Source organism: Streptomyces sp. TRM64462 (assembly GCF_013362995.1).
Lineage (GTDB): Bacteria > Actinomycetota > Actinomycetes > Streptomycetales > Streptomycetaceae > Streptomyces.
In genome coordinates this window covers 1-16,298 of record NZ_JABWDV010000102.1, presented here as the reverse complement: position 1 = coordinate 16,298, position 16,298 = coordinate 1, and the positions used below count along the sequence as shown (strand labels likewise).

The following is a 16,298-nucleotide window of genomic DNA, read 5'->3' as shown; positions in this document are numbered from 1 at the left end:
GGCCTCGGGCGCGGACCCGGGTCGGGGCCGGGGCCCCGGGGCCCCGGCCCCCCGTGCCCAGTTCGTGGGCCAGGCCGACCAGGAACAGGACCAGGGCCGCCTCCGCGACCAGCTTCAACGCGTCGAGCACCGGCGCCGGGAGGGCCGTGTCGAAGCCGTCCCGGCCCAGCAGGGCCAGGGCGGCGGGGCCGGCCAGCAGCCCCGCCACGACCTCCCCGACGACCTCCGGCTGCCGCAGCAGCCGGGCGGCCACGCGGCCCACGACCGCGAGGGACAGGACCGCGGCGAGCGCCGCGGCCACATGGACGGCGTACAGCATCAGCGCATCGACGCGAAGTAGTCGTACGCCTTCGGGAGCGTCTCCGTGAGCCGGCGGCCCTTGTCCCGGATGGCGTCGAACTCCCGCTGCGCCGCCCCGCTGTCGGCGAGCCTGAGCGCCGGCGAAGGCTTCAGGTCGATCCCGCCCATGCCGAGCAGAATGCACATGTACGAGTACGGCGGCAGCCCGTGGTAGTACGGGTAGACCGTCTCGCTGTCCGGAAGCTGCGTCCGCCATTTCTCCAGACGCTCCGCGAGCCCGTCCGGAAGCGCCCGCTTCTTCGCGTCCCGCCAGTACTGCGTGTCATTGCGCTTCGCCGCCACATAGTGCAGTACCAGGAATTCCCGGACTCCGTCCATGACATGGGCGATGGCGTCGTTGTAGCGGTCGCGGTGCGTGGGGTCCCAGTCCGCCCCCGGGAAGTTCTTGACGAGCTGCTCGATGGCGTGGTGGATGAAGAAGATCCCGGTGGACTCCAGCGGCTCCACGAATCCGCTCGACAGGCCGATTCCCACGCAGTTCTTCACCCACGAATTACGGCTGCGGCCGATCCGCATACGGATGTGGTTGGCCTCCACGTCCGCCGCCGCCGGGCCGACGAACTCGCGCAGCGTGCGCTCCGCCTCCTCCGGCGCCAGGTAGTCGCGGGCGTAGACGTAACCGGTGCCGACACGGCCCATCAGCGGGATCGTCCATATCCAGCCGGCGTCCTGGGCCGTGGCCGTCGTGCAGGGCCGGATGCCCCGCTGCTCCATGTCCATCGGCACCTGCAGGGCGACCGCGCTGTCGTTGGGCAGCGCGTCCTGGTACGAGATGAACGGCTCCTCCAGAGCCTTGTTCAGGAGCAGCCCGCGGAACCCGGTGCAGTCGACGAACAGGTCGCCGGTGAGTTCGCCGTGCTCGCCGGTGGTGACACCGGAGATCCAGCCGCGCTCGTCGAGGGCGACGTGCTGCACGTCGTCGACGATGTGCTTGACGCCGCGCTCGACCGCGTACCGGCTCAGGTACTTCGCGAGCAGCGCCGCCTCGAAGTGGTAGGCGTACGGGAACTGGGTCTTGCCCTGGTGCTCCGACATCGTCAGGCCCTGCATCTCGTCAGCGCCCTCGTCGAAGGGCTGGTCGATCAGCGAGCCGTCGAGGCGGCGCGGGCTGAGCCCCGCGTCGATGACGGAGCTCATCACGAAGCAGTCCTTGTCGAACCGGTTCGTGGGCCCCTCCTGGAGCCACCAGTCGGTCAGCGGGAATCCGTTGACCGACCGCATCTGCTCGAAGGGGTGGTAGAAGTAGTGGCCCTTCTCGCGCCAGTTCTCGAACCGGACCGCCAGCTTGTACGTGGCGTTGCACGCCGGCATCCAGTCCTTCTCCTTGAGTCCGAGGAACTCGAAGAAGTGCCGGATGTCGCTGAAGGTCGCCTCGCCCACGCCGACGGTTCCCACATTTCCGGACTCCACCAGCGTGACGTCGATGCGGTCGCCGAATGCGGCCTTGATGTACGAGGCCGTCATCCAGCCTGCCGTACCTCCTCCGACGATGACGATTCTGTTGAGCATACGTGCCCCCTGTCCGGGTAACTCGGCGAGTACCAACAAGAATTGAGACTAGGGAGGGGGAAGGGGGGCGGGTATGTCATTAAGGGAGGGGCGAAAATCGCAGGTGACTGCATTTTCCGGGGGCTGTATCCGATTGCGGCTGCGCCGCGGGCCCCCGGACCCCCAGCCGGACAAGCAGGTGGGGCGGGTATTCCGAAAGTCCCGGAAAGCACGAGCCGCCGCGGCAGAACCCGTCGGGGGTCCTGCCGCGGCGGCGGGGAGCGGCGCCGGCCGTCCCGCGGGGGAGTCGTGGAAGGGACGGCCTCACGCCCCCGCCGGGGCCTCAGGCCACGGCGAGCACCTCGGCGGGCCGGTTGCGCAGCGCGAGCCGCGTCGGCAGCAGCGTCGTGACGAGGGCCAGCGCCCCCGCGAAGCCGATGACCGCCAGATAGATCCAGACCGGCCCGCGCGGCAGCCAGGACCCGTCGAGGCCGATCCCGAACGGGGCGAGCGTGGCGACGGCGACGACCGTCCCGAGGAGCGTGCCCATGAGGGCGACGAGGATCGACTCGACCGTCATCATCCGCATGATCTGCCCTTCCGACGCGCCCACGAGCCGCTGCAGCGCGAACTCCCTGCGCCGCTCGGCAGCCGCCACGATCAGCGTGTTGACGAGCGAGATCACCGCGTAGCCGATGATGGTGCCGGCCAGCAGGTAGTTGATCCAGGTGCTCGTCGCGCTGTCGTCGGCGGCCGCCTCCACGGTGGCGCGGTCCGCGACGACGAGGCCCGGCGGGCCGTCCGCCGCGAGCGTCCTCAGCGAGGCCAGGAGTTCGGCGGTGGTGGTGCCGTCGTCACCGGAGACCAGGATCTGCGGGACGAGCCCGGTGTCGGTGTGCGCGATGGCCAGCTCGGCGGGCAGGAACGCCGTCTCGAAGCCGGGCTGCGCCTCGTACGAGCCGACGACCTTCACCGGGAGCCGCGTGCCGTCGCCGATGACCATGTCCACGGTGTCACCCACACGGTTGCCCGGCTCGCCGGTGACCGTCGTGGGCAGGACGACCGTGTCGCCGCGCAGCTGCTCGAAGGATCCCTCGGTCAGCTTCGGCGTGAGGGTGCCGGCGGCGCCGGCGCCGGACACGGCGCGTACGGTCAGTTCGATGGTGTCGGGCTCCTCGCCCGGGTCTTCGTCGGCGGGCAGGGGCAGCACGATGTACGCGGCGCCCGGCGCGTAGGCGGAGGCCGCGGCGACCCCGGGCAGTGCGGCGACCTTCTCGACCATGTCGGGCTTCAGGCCGTCCACGGACGAGGTGACGACCGCGTCGGCGCGGATCAGCGCGGACTCGGCGTCCTGGGCGGCCGCCGCCTGGCCGGTCTGCATGTAGATCAGGGAGGTGGCGAGTCCGGTGGCGAGCATGACGGGCGTGACGGCGCCGGCGACGCGGATGCGGCGGGCGCGGGCGTTGTCCATGGCGAGGCGCCCGGGGAACCCGGAGAAGGCGCGCAGCGGCCACTGGAGCACGGCCGTGAGCACCCGCGTGATGCCCGGGCTCAGCAGCGCGATGCCACCGGCCCACAGCATCGCGGCGGGCCCCGACGTGGCTGCCGCGAGCGGGCCGTCCATGACGAGCGCCGTGACGAGGGCGAGCGCGGTCCCGCCGCCCAGGCACAGCAGCGCGAACAGCAGCCGGGGCCCGGACAGCCAGCGGCTCTGCACCGCCGACTCGGCCATGGCGTCCGCGGGGCGGGCGTTCGCGGCGCGCCGCGACGCGATGGAGGCGGCCGCCACCGCGGAAGCGACCGACGCCCCGGCCGCCACGATCACCGGCACCCAGCCGGCGCGGTAGGCGACCTCGGGCGCGACGACCCCGCCGCCGGCGAGCTGGTCCAGCATCCAGCGGCCCGCGAACCATCCGGGGACGACGGCGAGGAGGATCGCGCCGGACGCGATGACGAGCGTCTCGCCGGTGACCATCCGGCGGATCTGCGCCGGCAGGGAGCCGATGGCGCGCAGCATCGCCATCTCGCGCAGCCGCTGCTGGATGAGCAGCGCCAGCGTCGAGCCGACGACGAACACGGACACCATCACGGCGATGCCGCCGAACACGGCGGACATGGAGATGAGCCGCACGGACGCGGCGAGCGCCTCGGGGAACTCGGCCTCGCCGCGCGCGTCGCCGGTGAGCGTACGGGCGGGGGTGCCCCGCAGGGCCTCCTTGACGGCCTGCGCGGCGTCGGCCGTCGACGTGCCGGCGGCGGGCAGGACGGCGATGGCGTCGGACTGCCCGTCGGTGCCGCTGAGCCGTGCGGCTTCGGTGTCGGTGACGTAGAAGGCGGTCTCGGTGCCGGTGGCCGGGCGCAGGACGCCGGTGACGCGGAGCTGTTCGCTGCCGCCGGCCACGGCGAGCGTGACGCGGTCGCCGGGCCGTACGCCGAGCCGGTCGGCGAGCCGCTGGTCCAGGGCGGTCTCGCCGGGGGCGCGGGGTTCGGAGCCGTCGGCGAGCGGGGCGCCGGTGAGGCGGGCGGACGACCAGCCGTGCCCGGTGAGGCCGCGCTCGGGCGGCGTGTCGGCGCCCTTGACGGCGGCCGCGGGGAACGACACGTCGGTCAGGGCCTGGTCGACGCCGGGCAGGGCGGCGAGCCTCTGTGCCAGGGCGGCGTCGATACGGGCCCGTTCGGGCAGCGCCTCGCCGTCGAAGGTCTGCTCGCCGGTGACGACGACCGGCGCGGCGGCGAACCGCTGCGGCGGTACGGCGCTGCGGATGCCGGTCTCCATGAGGGCGCCGCAGGCCATGAGGATCGTGGCGCCGAAGAACAGCGCGACGAACGAGGCCAGGAAGCCGCCCTTGCGGAACTTCAGGGTCTGGAGGGCGAGCCCGAACATCACACGGCCCCTTCGGCGTAGCGGTGGCCGGCCGGGTCGCCCCAGGCGCCGAGGTGCGTCATGCGCTCCGCGATCCGGTCGGCGGACGCCCCGTACAGCTCGTCGACGATCCGCCCGTCCGCGAGGAACACGACCCGGTCGGCGTGCGAGGCGGCGACCGGGTCGTGGGTGACGACGATGGCGGTCTGTCCGCCGTGGTGGACGGACTCGCGCAGCAGCCGCAGGACTTCCAGGGCCGTACGGGTGTCGAGGGCGCCCGTCGGCTCGTCGCCGAAGATGACGGCGGGCCGGGTGATCAGCGCGCGGGCGATGGCGACGCGCTGCTGCTGGCCGCCGGACAGCTCGCCGGGGCGGTGCGTCTTGCGGGAGCCGAGGCCGACCCGCTCCAGGACCTGGTCGACGCTGCCGGGCTCGGGCTTGCGGCCGGCGAGGCGCAGCGGCAGGGCGACGTTGTCGGCGACGGTGAGCGCGGGCAGCAGGTTGAACGCCTGGAAGATGAAGCCGATGCGGTCCCGCCGCAGCCGCGTGAGCTGCTTCTCGTCGAGGCCGGTCAGCTCCTGGCCGTCCAGGAGGACCGAGCCGGCGGACGGCCGGTCGAGGCCGGCAGCGCACTGGAGCAGCGTCGTCTTGCCGGAGCCGGAGGGGCCCATCACGGCGGTGAACGTGCCGCGGCCGAAGCCGATCGACACCTGGTCGAGCGCGGTGACGCGGTTGCGTTCACCGCCGTACGTACGGCTGACGCCGGTCAGCCGGACCACGTCGTCGCCGTGCGGCGCCCGGGCGGCGGGTGCGGGTGCGGTGCTCATGCGGTCATCCCCCTGGAGTGGCTGGAAAGACTGGAAGGGCTGGAAGGCCCGGCGTCCTCGTGGACACCGGACAGCGGGCCGGGCTCGGCGAGCAGCCGTTTGGCGGCGGCGAGCGGGTCGGTCCGGGGGCCGAGCAGCTTGTGGGCGACGGCGGCGTGCAGCCGGGCCGCGGCGACCACCGCGCAGACGGTGACGAGGGTGAGCGCGCAGGCGGCGAGGGACACCAGGAACGCGGACGGCAGGTCGTCGACGCGCAGCAGCCCGAGCGCGCTGCCGTCGGGGACGGTCCAGTACCACGCGGGGAAGACGACGAGGGCCAGTCCGGTGAGCCAGAGGGCCAGGCCCGCCGCGTCGAGGACCAGCAGCGGGACGAAGAGGGCGACGAGGTAGAGCGCGTCGCGCAGGGTCGCCGGGTCGCTCCAGCGGGCCTTGACGGCGGCGAGGATCCCGGTCGGTTCGACGGTCCGGTAGTCGGCGGGGACGGGGTCGCGGACAAGGCCGGCGCGGAGGCGCTCGATGTGCGCGCAGCCGCGCAGCAGGGCGGCGGCGCCGATGAGCAGCGGCAGGCCCAGCATGGTGATGTTGAGGGCGGCGGACACCACGAGGGTGCCGAAGCAGAAGGCGAACAGGACGGGACCGAGTAAGACGTAGCCGGCCAGGTAGGCGGTGGCGCGCCAGGGTTCGGACGAGCGGAGCAGGGTCAACGGGTGCAGCGCGGCTAAGGAGCGCGGCAGCCGGCCCGCGCCGGCCGTGTCGTCCGTGGTGCCCGTGGTGGTCGTGGTCATACGGGCATCACTCGTCGACGCTTCGCAGGAGCGCCTCGACGGCGGCGACCCGGCCGGACAGCTCCTTCAACTCCGCTTGCAGGGCCGACTGGTTGGCCACCGCCTCCTCGGCCAGCTTGCGGTACCCGGCCATGGCCACGGCGTCCGCCCGGTGGCGCTGAAGGGTGAAGTAGGCGGTCGTGCTCAGGCTGATGCCGCCCACGACGATCAGGGTGATGACGATGGCGATGAGGCCGCCGGTCATGTGTGCGTTCCCTTCTTCCCGGCCTCGCGTTCCGCGTGCGCGGCTTGCAGCTTGTCCTCGCGGAGGGCGGCGAGGACGGTGTCCAGCGTGACGTGGATGTCGAAGGGCGTCAGTTCGAAGAACTTCATCGCCTTGCCGTCCTCGGACAACTCCAGTGCGCCTTCGACCAGTCCGGCCTTCTCCAGCCGCTCCAGATGCATGTAGAGGAGCGGGCGGGAGAGGCCGAGCCGGCGGGCCAGTTCGCTCACGTGCACCCGGCCCTGTGCCAGTTCGCCGACGATCCGCAGTCGCTGGGCGTGTCCCACGGCGGCGAGTTGCGCCAGCAGCTCTTCGCTCGTCAGAACACTCACCCCCTTCCCTCCACCTGTAATAAGAATCTGACAGGTGTTATCGGGGATGTCAACTCGGCCTGCTCACACGGGAGGCGGCCTCATGTGCACATCCACCGGAGCCCCCCGCGCATGCCGCCCCAGCACCGCGACCGCCAGCAGCACACCCGGCCGCACCGGCGGCGCCGCCACGGCCACCTCCGGCCGGTCCGGCAGCGGGAACAGCCGGGTCTCCCCGGCCGCGCCCCGCACCGGCCACCGGTCCGGCGGCGCCCACCGGTCCGGCAGCGGCCACCGGTCCGGCAGCGGCGCGGGCCTCGCCAGACCGCCGCGGCCGAGCCCGGTCCCGTACGCCTTACCCATCGCCTCCTTGTGAGTCCACAACCAGAAGAAGGCGGACGTGCGTTCGGCCTCACCCCTGCGCCGTACCCACGCCGCCTCCGACTCCGTGAACCAGCGCTCCGCCATCCGCAGCGCCGGCACCGGACGGTCCACCTCCACGTCCACGCCCAGCGGCCCGAGCCCGGTCAGCGCCAGCGCCGCCACGCCCCGCCCGTGGCTGAGGCTGACATGGGTGCCGCCGCCGAGCCCGAACACATGCGGGCGGCCGTTCACCTCGTGGCCGAGGCGCAGCCGCTCCACCCCGACCACGCCGGCCGCCGCCGTCAGGACCCGCTCCCGGGACGCGGCGTCGCCCAGACCGTCGGTCGCGGTGACGACGACGGTGATCCGGTGCGGTGCGAAAGGCGCGCTCATCTCCGCTACCCGGTCAGCTCTCCGAGGCGCTCCCGGGTGGCCCGGACGTCGCACTTGCCGTTCGCGTTCACGACGAGCCGGCTCACCACGTGCACCTCGTTGGGGACCAGCACCGACGGCAGCACCCCGGACAGCGCCGTCACCACCCGGTCCGCGAACTCCCGCGCGTCGCCCGGCCACGCCCCGGCCGGCACCACGAACGCCTCCAGCGTGTCCACCGGGCCCCGCACCACGTCGAACGCCGCGTCCGCGACCCCCGGCACCGACAGCACATGGTGCCGCAGCTCACCCAGCTCCACCCGGTGACCGCTCACCTTCAACTGGTCGTCCCGCCGCCCCAGGTACAGCAGCGAGCCGTCCGCCAGCAGCTCCACCATGTCGCCCGTACGGTACGCACGCCCCGCACCGCCCGCGCCCAGCTCGGCCTCCGCCACGAACCGCTCCGCGCCCACGCCTCCCAGATACCCGGCCGCGACCGCGCGCCCCGCCACCACCAGCTCACCCGGCACCCCCGGCCGCACCGGCCGCAGCGCCTCGTCGACCACGTACGCGCGCGTGTTCCAGGCCGGCGTGCCGATCGGCACCGTCGGCGTGTCCGGCACCGAACCCCGGTCGAAGACGTGCGCGCAGCAGCCGATGGTCGTCTCCGTCGGCCCGTAGTGGTTCACCAGCCGCACCCCCGCGAGCCGCGGGGCCAGCGACCGCACCAGGCCCGGGTCCAGGCCCTCGCCGCCGAACATCAGCGTCCGCGTCACGTCCCCGTACCGCGGCGGCTCCGCCAGCACGTCGAAGAACCGCGTGTGCGACGGCGTCTGCTTCACGAACGTGTACCGGGCGTCGCGCTGCCCGAACAGCGTGTCCTGGTCCCACAGCCCGGCCACCGTCACCACCCGGCGGCCCTGTGTCAGCGGCACCCACAGCGACGTCATCGCCAGATCGAAGCCCAGGCTCCCGAACAGCGGACTGCCGTCGCCCCCACGGCCCACCAGCGTGTCGCACCAGCCCGTGTAGTTGACCAGCGACGCGTGCTCGACCAGCACCCCCTTGGGCACCCCCGTCGAACCCGACGTGAACACCGCGTACGCGATGTCGTCCGGGCGCGGCAGCGGCGGCTCCGGCGGCACCGCGCCGCCCACGGGCGTCCGGGGCAGCGCCGCCACGTCCAGCACCTGCGCCGCACCGGCCGCCGCGCCCTCGAAGCCCGGCCCGTCGTGGACCAGCGCCACCGGGGCGGCGCCCGCCACCACGGCGGCGGTCCGCTCGGCCGGGTGCGTCGGGTCGACCGGCACGTACACCGCCCGTACCGCCATCACCGCCAGCGCGGCGGCGATCACGCCCGGGGTGCGGTCCGCCCGCACGACGACCCGGTCGCCCGGGCCCACCCCGGCCTCCGTCAGCGCCGCCGCGACGACCCGGACCCTGTCCCACAGCCCGGCGTACGTCAGCGGCGCGCCCGCGCTCTCCACGGCGACCGCGTCCGGCCGCCGCACCGCGTGCTCACGCACCACATGGACCACCGAATCGGCCGTGGCCGCGCGTACTTCGCCGCGCACCAGGCTCGGATGCTGCACCGACGACGACATCGTCCCGTCACTCCCTGCTTCGTCACTTCGTCCGGGAACGGCCCCCGGGGGCCGGGCCACCGAGAGTCAGACCGCCGCCACCGGGCCGTCGCTCAGCTCACGGCGGGTCACCATGTCGCCCATCGCGACCATGATCTTGCGCTCGCCCGCGAACGGGTCACGGCCGTGCGACACCAGCATGTTGTCGATCACCACGACATCGCCGCGCTGCCACGTGAACCGCCGCGCCAGGTCGTCGTACAGACCGCGCAGCAGCTCCACCGTCGAGTCCGGGATCGGCGACCCGTCGCCGTACGCGGCACTGCGCGGGTACGCCGCCTCGTCGTCGCCGAACAGCGACACCATCAGCTCCCGCACGTCCTTCTCCAAGCACGCCGTGTGGTGCAGGAACAGCTGGTTGAAGAAGACCGGCTCACCCGTACGCGGATGCCGGATCACCGCCGGCGCCCACTGCGTGGTCCGCAGCGTCCCGTCGGGCAGCCACGCGCACGACACGCCCTGGGCGGCGCAGCGCCGCTCCACCTCGGCCCGGTCGTCCGTGCCGAACATCCGCTGCCAGCCGACGTCCAGGCCCTCGATGAAGTTCCGCACGTACCGGATGCCCAGCGTCTCGAACCGCTCCCGCACGTCCTCCGGCAGCGCCACGTACACCTCGCGGCCGTCGACGATCGGCGTGGCACCGCCCTCCGCTGACGGTGTCACACAGCAGAAGAACTGCCGGCTCGGCCACTGCGGCATGTGCGAGCTCTCGTGGTGGAACAGGATCGACTGCTCCGCCGGGTACGGCGTCGACTTGTACACCCGGTCGGCGTCCTTCTCGTGGGGCAGGTCGCCGTAGTCGCCGTACAGCGAGGACACCAGCGAACCCGCCAGCGCCTCGAACGCGTCGGGCCCGGTCACCCCGAACCCGCGCAGCAGCACGGCCCCGTGGCGCGCCAGCACCGATTCCACGGCGGCGCGATGACCGCCCGCCCACACGGCGGCGTCCACACCGGCCGTCTCGCATTGCACGGTAGGCGGGAAATCACCCGCGTCGAAACGCACACCGTCTCCGAACTCTCCGAAGTCACCGGACACCATGAGTCCCCTTTCTCTTCTCCACCGCAGCGCAACCGACCTTAGATTTCGCCGTATAGCCCCTCCAGATCCTTAAGTGAGCACTGAATGACGCAGGTGGCGCGCAATTGGTCCGCAAAAGAGCCGGGGGATTGGTCTGGCACGGCGCAGAGGGCCGCTGCTTCGCTGAATGCGTCCATTCCATCCGCCCATGCCCCAGGGAGGCGTTCATGCCGGGCGACAGACCGATCGCGGTACGGGTCAGCACGGCCCCGCTGCCCTCGCACGACCCGCTGGAGCTGTACGTCCGGCTGCGCGCCGGACGCCCCGCCGACGACGTGTACCTCTTCGAGGACCTCGGCGGCCACGAGGAGGGCAGGGACAGGGCGGTCGTCGGATACGGCCGGCTCTGCGAACTCCGCGTGCACGGCGACCTGGTGGAGATCGACGGAGCCCCGCCCCTGGTGTCGGCCCTCACGGAACGAGCCCGGGCCGCCGGCCTGACCGACGCACTGGAGTTCACGGCACCGGACCAGGTGTGGACCCTGCTCACGGAGGCGCAGCACCTGTTCGACGTCGAGACGGAGGTCCCGCGGACCGGCTTCACCTTCGGCTTCGTCACCAGCTTCGCGTACGAGTCGGTCTGGCACATGGAGGAGCTGCCGGACCGCTCCAAGACCCCGCGCGGCCCGGACATCACGCTGACCCTGTTCCGCGACACGGTCCGCTACGACGCGCGGACGGGCGAGGCGACCCTGCTGACGGCGGAGAGCGAGGCGTTCCCACCCCGAGAGGGACCGACGGCGGAAGGCCACACGCCCAGGTCCGCACCCGAGGTCCCGGCGGCCCCGAAGCCCCTCACCGTCCGGGACACCCTGGACAGGGAGACGTTCCTGAAGTGGGCGGACCGCTGCCTGGAGCACATCGGGGTCGGCGACATCTACCAGATCCAGATCGGCCACCGTATCGAGGTCGAGACGGCCCTCACCCCGGTCGACGTGTACCGGAGACTGCGGGCCCGCAACCCGTCCCCGCACATGTACCTGCTGCCGCACGCGGGCGGCGGACCGGAGGGCGCCCTCATCGGCGCGAGCCCCGAACTGTTCTTCCGGGTCACGGGCGACGAGATCGTGATGCGCCCCATCGCCGGCACGGCCCCGCGCTGCGCGGACGAGGAGGAGAACGAGCGCCGCGTCAAGGAACTGGTCGCGTCGACCAAGGAACAGGCCGAACACATCATGCTGGTCGACCTGTGCCGCAACGACATCGGCCGGATCAGCACGGACAGCACGATGCCGGTGGACCGGCTGATGGCCGTGGAGACCTTCTCGCACGTCTTCCACCTGGTGTCGACCGTGCGCGGCACGCTGACGCCCGGCACGGACGTCTGGCAGGCGGTACGGGCCACCTTCCCCGCCGGGACGATGACGGGCGCGCCGAAGGTCCGCGCCATGGAGATCATCGACGGCCTGGAACACGAGCCGCGCGGCGCGTACGCGGGCGCGGTCGGCCTGGTCGACGTGCGGGGCTGGAGCGAACTGGCCCTGTGCATCCGCACGGTGGAATACGACGGACGGCGCTACACGACCCAGAGCTCGGCGGGCATGGTCGCCCAGTCGCAGCCCGAGGCGGAGTGGCGGGAGACCCTGGCGAAGATGGGCGCGGCGTACTGGGCGCTCACGGGTGAGGAGCTGCTGAAGTGAAGGTCCTGCTCATCGACGCGTACGACAGCTTCGTCCACATCATCGACCAGTACCTGCGCACCCTCGGCGCGGACACCCGCGTGGTCCGCTCCCGGACCCGCACCCCGGCCGAACTGGCCGCGCTGGCACCGGACGCGGTGGTGCTGGGCCCGGGGCCCGGCCACCCCGCCCGGTCGGGCCACGTCGAACTGGTCCACGCGTTCGCCGGCCGCGTCCCGCTGCTCGGCGTCTGCCTGGGCCACCAGGCGATCGGGCTGGCGTACGGGGCCCGCGTCGAGGTCGCCGCGCACCTGATGCACGGCCGCACCAGCACGGTCCGGCACGACGGCGCCGGGCTCTTCCGGGGCCTCGGCAACACCCTGGAGGCCACCCGCTACCACTCCCTGGTCGTCGCGGACCCGCTCCCGGCGCCCCTGGTCACCACGGCGGTCGCCACGGACCACGGCTACGTCATGGGCCTGCGCCACCGCACGCTCCCGGTCGAGGGCCTCCAGTTCCACCCGGAGTCGGTCATGACGACGGGGGGCCTCCAGATGATGTCCAACTTCCTGGACACGATCCCGTCCCCTGCATCGGCGGCCCACTGAACGTCGCTTTGAGGAGCGGGGTTCGGGGGTGGAGCCCCGGATTTTGCGAGAGATCCGCCGACACGCCCCAGCCCCTCCCCGCCGTCAGCCGCGTACGGCGGGGAGGGGACGCGCAGGGGTCGCCCCCGCAGTGTTTGGCGGCTGCGGGACGGTGAACCGGACCGGGACGGAGGGCCGCCAAACCGAGGAGGTGAGCCCCGGAGCGGCCCCGACCCACGCACCGGGTGAAGGCGCACCGCCCACGGCGTGCGGGCCCGGGTCCCAGAGCCACGGCACAGCGGACCGGGCCCGCCCCGGCCAGACTCCGTCACCCCCGCCCGCCGGCCGCCGCCAGGCCCAGTGCCCGCACCGCCTCCGTCACGCCGCCGCGTGGTACGTGGGCGTGGCCGACGACCAGGGCGGGCGCGCCCGCGGGCGCGGGGCCGAAGCGGTACGACGCGCCGCCCCGCACCAGCACCCCCCGCCGCCGCGCCCCCGCCACCACCACTCCCTCGTCCACATGCCGGGGCAGCCGCACATACGCGTGCAACCCGGCCGCCGGCCCCACCACCCGCGCCCCCGGCAGATGCCGCGCCACCGCCTCCTCCAACGCCCCCCGCCGCTCCCGCGCCCCCTCACGCAGCCTCCGCAGATGCCGGTCGAACAGCCCGCTGCCCAGCATCTCCGCGAACGCCAGCTGCGTGTACGCGTCCGACCCCAGGTCCTGCCGCTCCCGCGCCCGCTCCAGCGCCCCCACCAGCGGCTCCGGCGCCGACAGCCAGCCCAGCCGCAGCCCGGGCGCGAGCGTCTTGCTGGCCGTCCCGGCGTACACGACCCGCTCCGGCGCGAGCCGTTGCAGCGCGAGCGGCGCGGGACCCCGGTCGTACCAGAGCCCCCCGTCGTAGTCGTCCTCGACGACCCACCCGCCCCGCTCCACCGCCCACCGCGCCAGCGCCTCCCGCCGCCGGGCGGACAGCACGACCCCGGTCGGGAACTGGTGCCCCGGCGTGACCAGCACCGCCCGCACCCCGGTCGCGGCGAGCGCCCCGACGTCGATGCCCTCCTCGTCGACCGGCACCGGCACCGGCCGCAGCCCCGCCTCCCGTACGAACCGCCGCTGCCCCGGGTGCCCGGGGTCCTCCAGGGCCAGCTCCGGCACCCCGTCGGCGCCCGCCAGCGCGGCGCACAGCAGGGCCAGCGCCTGCGCGAACCCGGACACCACCAGCAGCCGCCCGGGATCGGTGCGCACGCCCCGCAACCGGCCCAGGAAACGCGCCAGTTCGTCCCGCAGCGCGGGCGCGCCCGCGAGGGGCGGGTACCCGGCGCCGGCGGGCCCGGCCGCCCCCAGCGCGCGCTCGTAGCACAGCAGCCACTCGCGGCGCGGGAACGCCGGTACGTTGTCGCCCCCGGTCCGCAGATCCCACCGCACACGGGTCGACCGCCCAGCCCCGGCCTCAGTCCCGGCCCCGGCCTCAGTCCCGGCCCCGGCCCCAGTCCCGGCCCCGGCCCCAGTCCCGGCCCCGGCCCCAGTCCCGGCCCCGGTCCCGCCGCCGCCCTCGTCCAGCAGGGCCGGCGGCGCCGCCCGCCGCTGCCCCAGATGTCCGACCACCCGCGTCCCCGACCCCGGCGCCGCCTCCAGCCACCCCTCGGCGACCAGCTGCCCGTACGCCTCGACGACGACGCTCCGCGACACGTCCAGGTCCCCGGCGAGCCGCCGGCTCGACGGCAGCCGGGTGCCGGGATGCAGCACCCCGTCCGCGATCTCCCGCTTGATGAAGCTCTGTATCTGAGAAGTGAGGGATTCCCCGGAATTCCGTGCCACGTCGACGGTCATGTGCAGGGACATGGACGCATGGTCGGCCCGGAGACTCGACCCGCGCTGACCGGTCGCTGATCGGTGGCTGACCTTTCGCTGACGTCCCGCTGACCGGACCGGAAGTGGACCGCCCATACGCGTCCCGAATGGTCTGGAACGCCTTCCCGCACCACTCCGAGAATCGACGACGGACCACTGGACCATTCCGTCCTGGCGCCGATGGAGGGGGAATTCCCGTGCTGGCACGAACCGCTGCGACCGCCACGCTCTCCGACCGACCGACCACCGCCCCGGCACCGCCGCCCGGGCGGCCGCCCAAGCGCCGGTCGTGGCCCGAGCTGCTCGAATCTGTCCTGGGCGGCCGCGATCTGACGAGCGCCGAGACCGCCTGGGCCATGGACCGGGTCATGACCGGCGACGCCGGGTCCGCACGCCTCGCCGGCCTGCTGGTCGCGCTGCGCGCCAAGGGCGAGACCGCCGAGGAGATCGAGGGCCTGGTACGGGCGATGTACTGGCACGCCGAGCGCCTCGACGTGCCGGGCCCGACCCTGGACCTGTGCGGCACCGGCGGCGACGGCTCGCACAGCGTCAACATCTCCACGATGGCCTCCGTGGTCGCCGCCGCCGCGGGCGCCCGCGTGGTCAAGCACGGCAACCGGTCGGCGTCGTCGCGCTGCGGCTCGGCCGACGTCCTGGAGGAGCTGGGCGTCGCCCTGGACGTCCCCGTACGGGACCTGCCGGCCGTGGCGGAGGAGGCGGGCATCACGTTCTGCTTCGCGCCCGTCTTCCACCCCGCGATGCGCCACGCCGCCGCGACGCGCCGCGAACTCGGCATCCGTACGGTCTTCAACGCCCTCGGCCCGCTCACCAACCCGGCGTCCCCCACCGCCCAGGCCCTCGGCGTCGCGGACCCGCGCCTGGCGCCGCTGATGGCGGAGGTCCTGGCGAGGCGCGGCGTGTCCGCGCTGGTGTTCCGCGGCGACGACGGCATGGACGAACTGACGGTCACCACGACGTCGACCGTCTGGTCCGTCACGGACGGCGAGGTACGGCGTGAGGTCTTCGACCCGGCGTCCGTCGGCGTCCCGCGCAGCCCCGCGTCCGCGCTGCGCGGTGGCGACCGCGCGTTCAACGCGGGTGCGGCGCGGCGGGTGTTCGCCGGCGAGACGGGACCCGTACGGGACGCGGTGCTGCTGTCGGCGGCCGCGGGCCTCGCCGCGCTGGCGCCGTCACGGCGCCCGGTCGCCGAGCGGATCGCCGCCGGTCTGGAACAGGCGGCGCGGGCCGTCGAATCGGGCGCGGCGGCGGGCGTCCTGGAGCGCTGGGCGGCGGTCACGGCCCGGCTCACGGCCGGGCGTACGGCCGGGCACACGGCCGCGCGTGAAAAGTTCACCCCCCGCTGATGAACCCCGCACTGTCTGCCCCTTCGCCCGCTTCGCAGAATCATCCCCGTACGACAGAGCGACCGAGCGACAGCACACCCGATCCGAAGGACGAAGGGGAACGATCGCGATGTACGACCTCATCCCGGCCACCGCCACGCGCAACGCCGAGTCCGCGGCCGACGGGCACGCACCCGCCCACCCGCTGATCATCGAGGACCTGGACGGCTCCGGGGACCACGGTGTCGCGCTGTTCACCGTCTGCGTCGTGGCGGCTCCGGCCACCGGGCGGCACGCCGCATGATCACTGCCGGGGGACGGAACGGAGCGCCCCGGCACGACGACGGGGGACAGCAGCAAGAGCAGCACGACGAACTCATCGGCTTCAAGAGCCACTTGCGCCCGACGGTGGTTCCGGGCGAAGCCGCGTACCTGGTCTCGCAGCGGGGCGTGACGGCGCTCCTCGGCCCGCACGCCGAGGTGCTGGTCCCGCTCCTTGACGGCAGCCGCAGCGCGGACGCGGTCGTACGGGAGGCGGCG

At 73.5% G+C, this 16,298-nt stretch carries 15 protein-coding genes and 1 pseudogene; 5 read left to right on the top strand and 11 right to left on the bottom strand.

All coding sequences use genetic code 11. The features are described from left to right. The 10 genes and pseudogenes from HTZ82_RS04960 to HTZ82_RS04915 all read right to left on the bottom strand — a co-directional run. Positions 1-319 (bottom strand): annotated as a pseudogene (locus HTZ82_RS04960) (hypothetical protein); the annotation flags it as partial. After that, the gene (locus tag HTZ82_RS04955) at positions 319-1,869 is read right to left on the bottom strand and encodes a tryptophan halogenase family protein (protein WP_175408034.1); all 1,551 of its coding nucleotides are present in this window, start codon (positions 1,867-1,869) and stop codon (positions 319-321) included. The pseudogene HTZ82_RS04960 and the gene HTZ82_RS04955, both read right to left, overlap by 1 nt. 322 nt (positions 1,870-2,191) lie before the next feature. After that, positions 2,192-4,732 (bottom strand): FtsX-like permease family protein, encoded by a 2,541-nt coding sequence (locus HTZ82_RS04950; protein WP_175408033.1) that lies wholly within the window; start codon positions 4,730-4,732, stop codon positions 2,192-2,194. After that, the gene (locus HTZ82_RS04945) at positions 4,732-5,538 is read right to left on the bottom strand and encodes an ABC transporter ATP-binding protein (RefSeq protein WP_175408032.1); all 807 of its coding nucleotides are present in this window, start codon (positions 5,536-5,538) and stop codon (positions 4,732-4,734) included. The genes HTZ82_RS04950 and HTZ82_RS04945 overlap by 1 nt, the downstream gene beginning before the upstream one ends. Then, positions 5,535-6,323, bottom strand: coding sequence for a sensor domain-containing protein (locus HTZ82_RS04940; protein ID WP_175408031.1), 789 nt, complete (start codon positions 6,321-6,323; stop codon positions 5,535-5,537). Before HTZ82_RS04940 ends, HTZ82_RS04945 begins: the two co-directional genes overlap by 4 nt. A 7-nt stretch (positions 6,324-6,330) precedes the next feature. Beyond that, on the bottom strand, positions 6,331-6,567 hold the full coding sequence (locus HTZ82_RS04935) for a hypothetical protein (RefSeq protein ID WP_175408030.1): 237 nt from the start codon (positions 6,565-6,567) through the stop codon (positions 6,331-6,333). Beyond that, positions 6,564-6,917 carry an ArsR/SmtB family transcription factor gene (locus HTZ82_RS04930; protein WP_375540785.1) on the bottom strand — a complete coding sequence of 118 codons (354 nt, stop codon included), beginning with the start codon at positions 6,915-6,917 and terminating at the stop codon, positions 6,564-6,566. The genes HTZ82_RS04935 and HTZ82_RS04930 overlap by 4 nt, the downstream gene beginning before the upstream one ends. A 63-nt stretch (positions 6,918-6,980) precedes the next feature. Further along, on the bottom strand, positions 6,981-7,652 hold the full coding sequence (locus HTZ82_RS04925) for a 4'-phosphopantetheinyl transferase superfamily protein (RefSeq protein WP_175408029.1): 672 nt from the start codon (positions 7,650-7,652) through the stop codon (positions 6,981-6,983). Between the two features lie 5 nt (positions 7,653-7,657). Further along, positions 7,658-9,235, bottom strand: a complete 1,578-nt coding sequence (locus HTZ82_RS04920; protein ID WP_175408028.1) for an amino acid adenylation domain-containing protein — start codon at positions 9,233-9,235, stop codon at positions 7,658-7,660. Between the two features lie 66 nt (positions 9,236-9,301). Beyond that, positions 9,302-10,246 carry a TauD/TfdA family dioxygenase gene (locus HTZ82_RS04915; RefSeq protein WP_175408027.1) on the bottom strand — a complete coding sequence of 315 codons (945 nt, stop codon included), beginning with the start codon at positions 10,244-10,246 and terminating at the stop codon, positions 9,302-9,304. Positions 10,247-10,521: 275 nt separating this feature from the next. Here HTZ82_RS04915 and HTZ82_RS04910 point away from each other — a divergent pair, with 275 nt between their 5' ends. Both HTZ82_RS04910 and HTZ82_RS04905 read left to right on the top strand, forming a co-directional pair. Next, positions 10,522-11,994, top strand: coding sequence for an anthranilate synthase component I family protein (locus HTZ82_RS04910; protein WP_175408026.1), 1,473 nt, complete (start codon positions 10,522-10,524; stop codon positions 11,992-11,994). Then, the gene (locus HTZ82_RS04905; protein ID WP_175408025.1) at positions 11,991-12,581 is read left to right on the top strand and encodes an aminodeoxychorismate/anthranilate synthase component II; all 591 of its coding nucleotides are present in this window, start codon (positions 11,991-11,993) and stop codon (positions 12,579-12,581) included. The genes HTZ82_RS04910 and HTZ82_RS04905 overlap by 4 nt, the downstream gene beginning before the upstream one ends. Before the next feature lie 307 nt (positions 12,582-12,888). Here the strand turns inward: HTZ82_RS04905 and HTZ82_RS04900 are convergent, their stop codons facing one another. After that, positions 12,889-14,406, bottom strand: coding sequence for a PLP-dependent aminotransferase family protein (locus tag HTZ82_RS04900; protein ID WP_175408024.1), 1,518 nt, complete (start codon positions 14,404-14,406; stop codon positions 12,889-12,891). A 308-nt stretch (positions 14,407-14,714) separates the two neighbouring features. Between HTZ82_RS04900 and trpD the strand changes: the two genes are divergently transcribed. From trpD to HTZ82_RS04885, 3 genes are all read left to right on the top strand, one after another. Next, positions 14,715-15,779: an anthranilate phosphoribosyltransferase gene (trpD, locus tag HTZ82_RS04895; protein ID WP_254711626.1), complete on the top strand. Its 1,065-nt coding sequence runs from the start codon at positions 14,715-14,717 to the stop codon at positions 15,777-15,779. A gap of 109 nt (positions 15,780-15,888) precedes the next feature. Continuing rightward, positions 15,889-16,062 (top strand): hypothetical protein, encoded by a 174-nt coding sequence (locus HTZ82_RS04890; protein ID WP_175408022.1) that lies wholly within the window; start codon positions 15,889-15,891, stop codon positions 16,060-16,062. Then, positions 16,059-16,298: hypothetical protein (locus HTZ82_RS04885; protein ID WP_175408021.1), on the top strand; the 240-nt coding region annotated here is incomplete at its 3' end. The genes HTZ82_RS04890 and HTZ82_RS04885, both read left to right, overlap by 4 nt.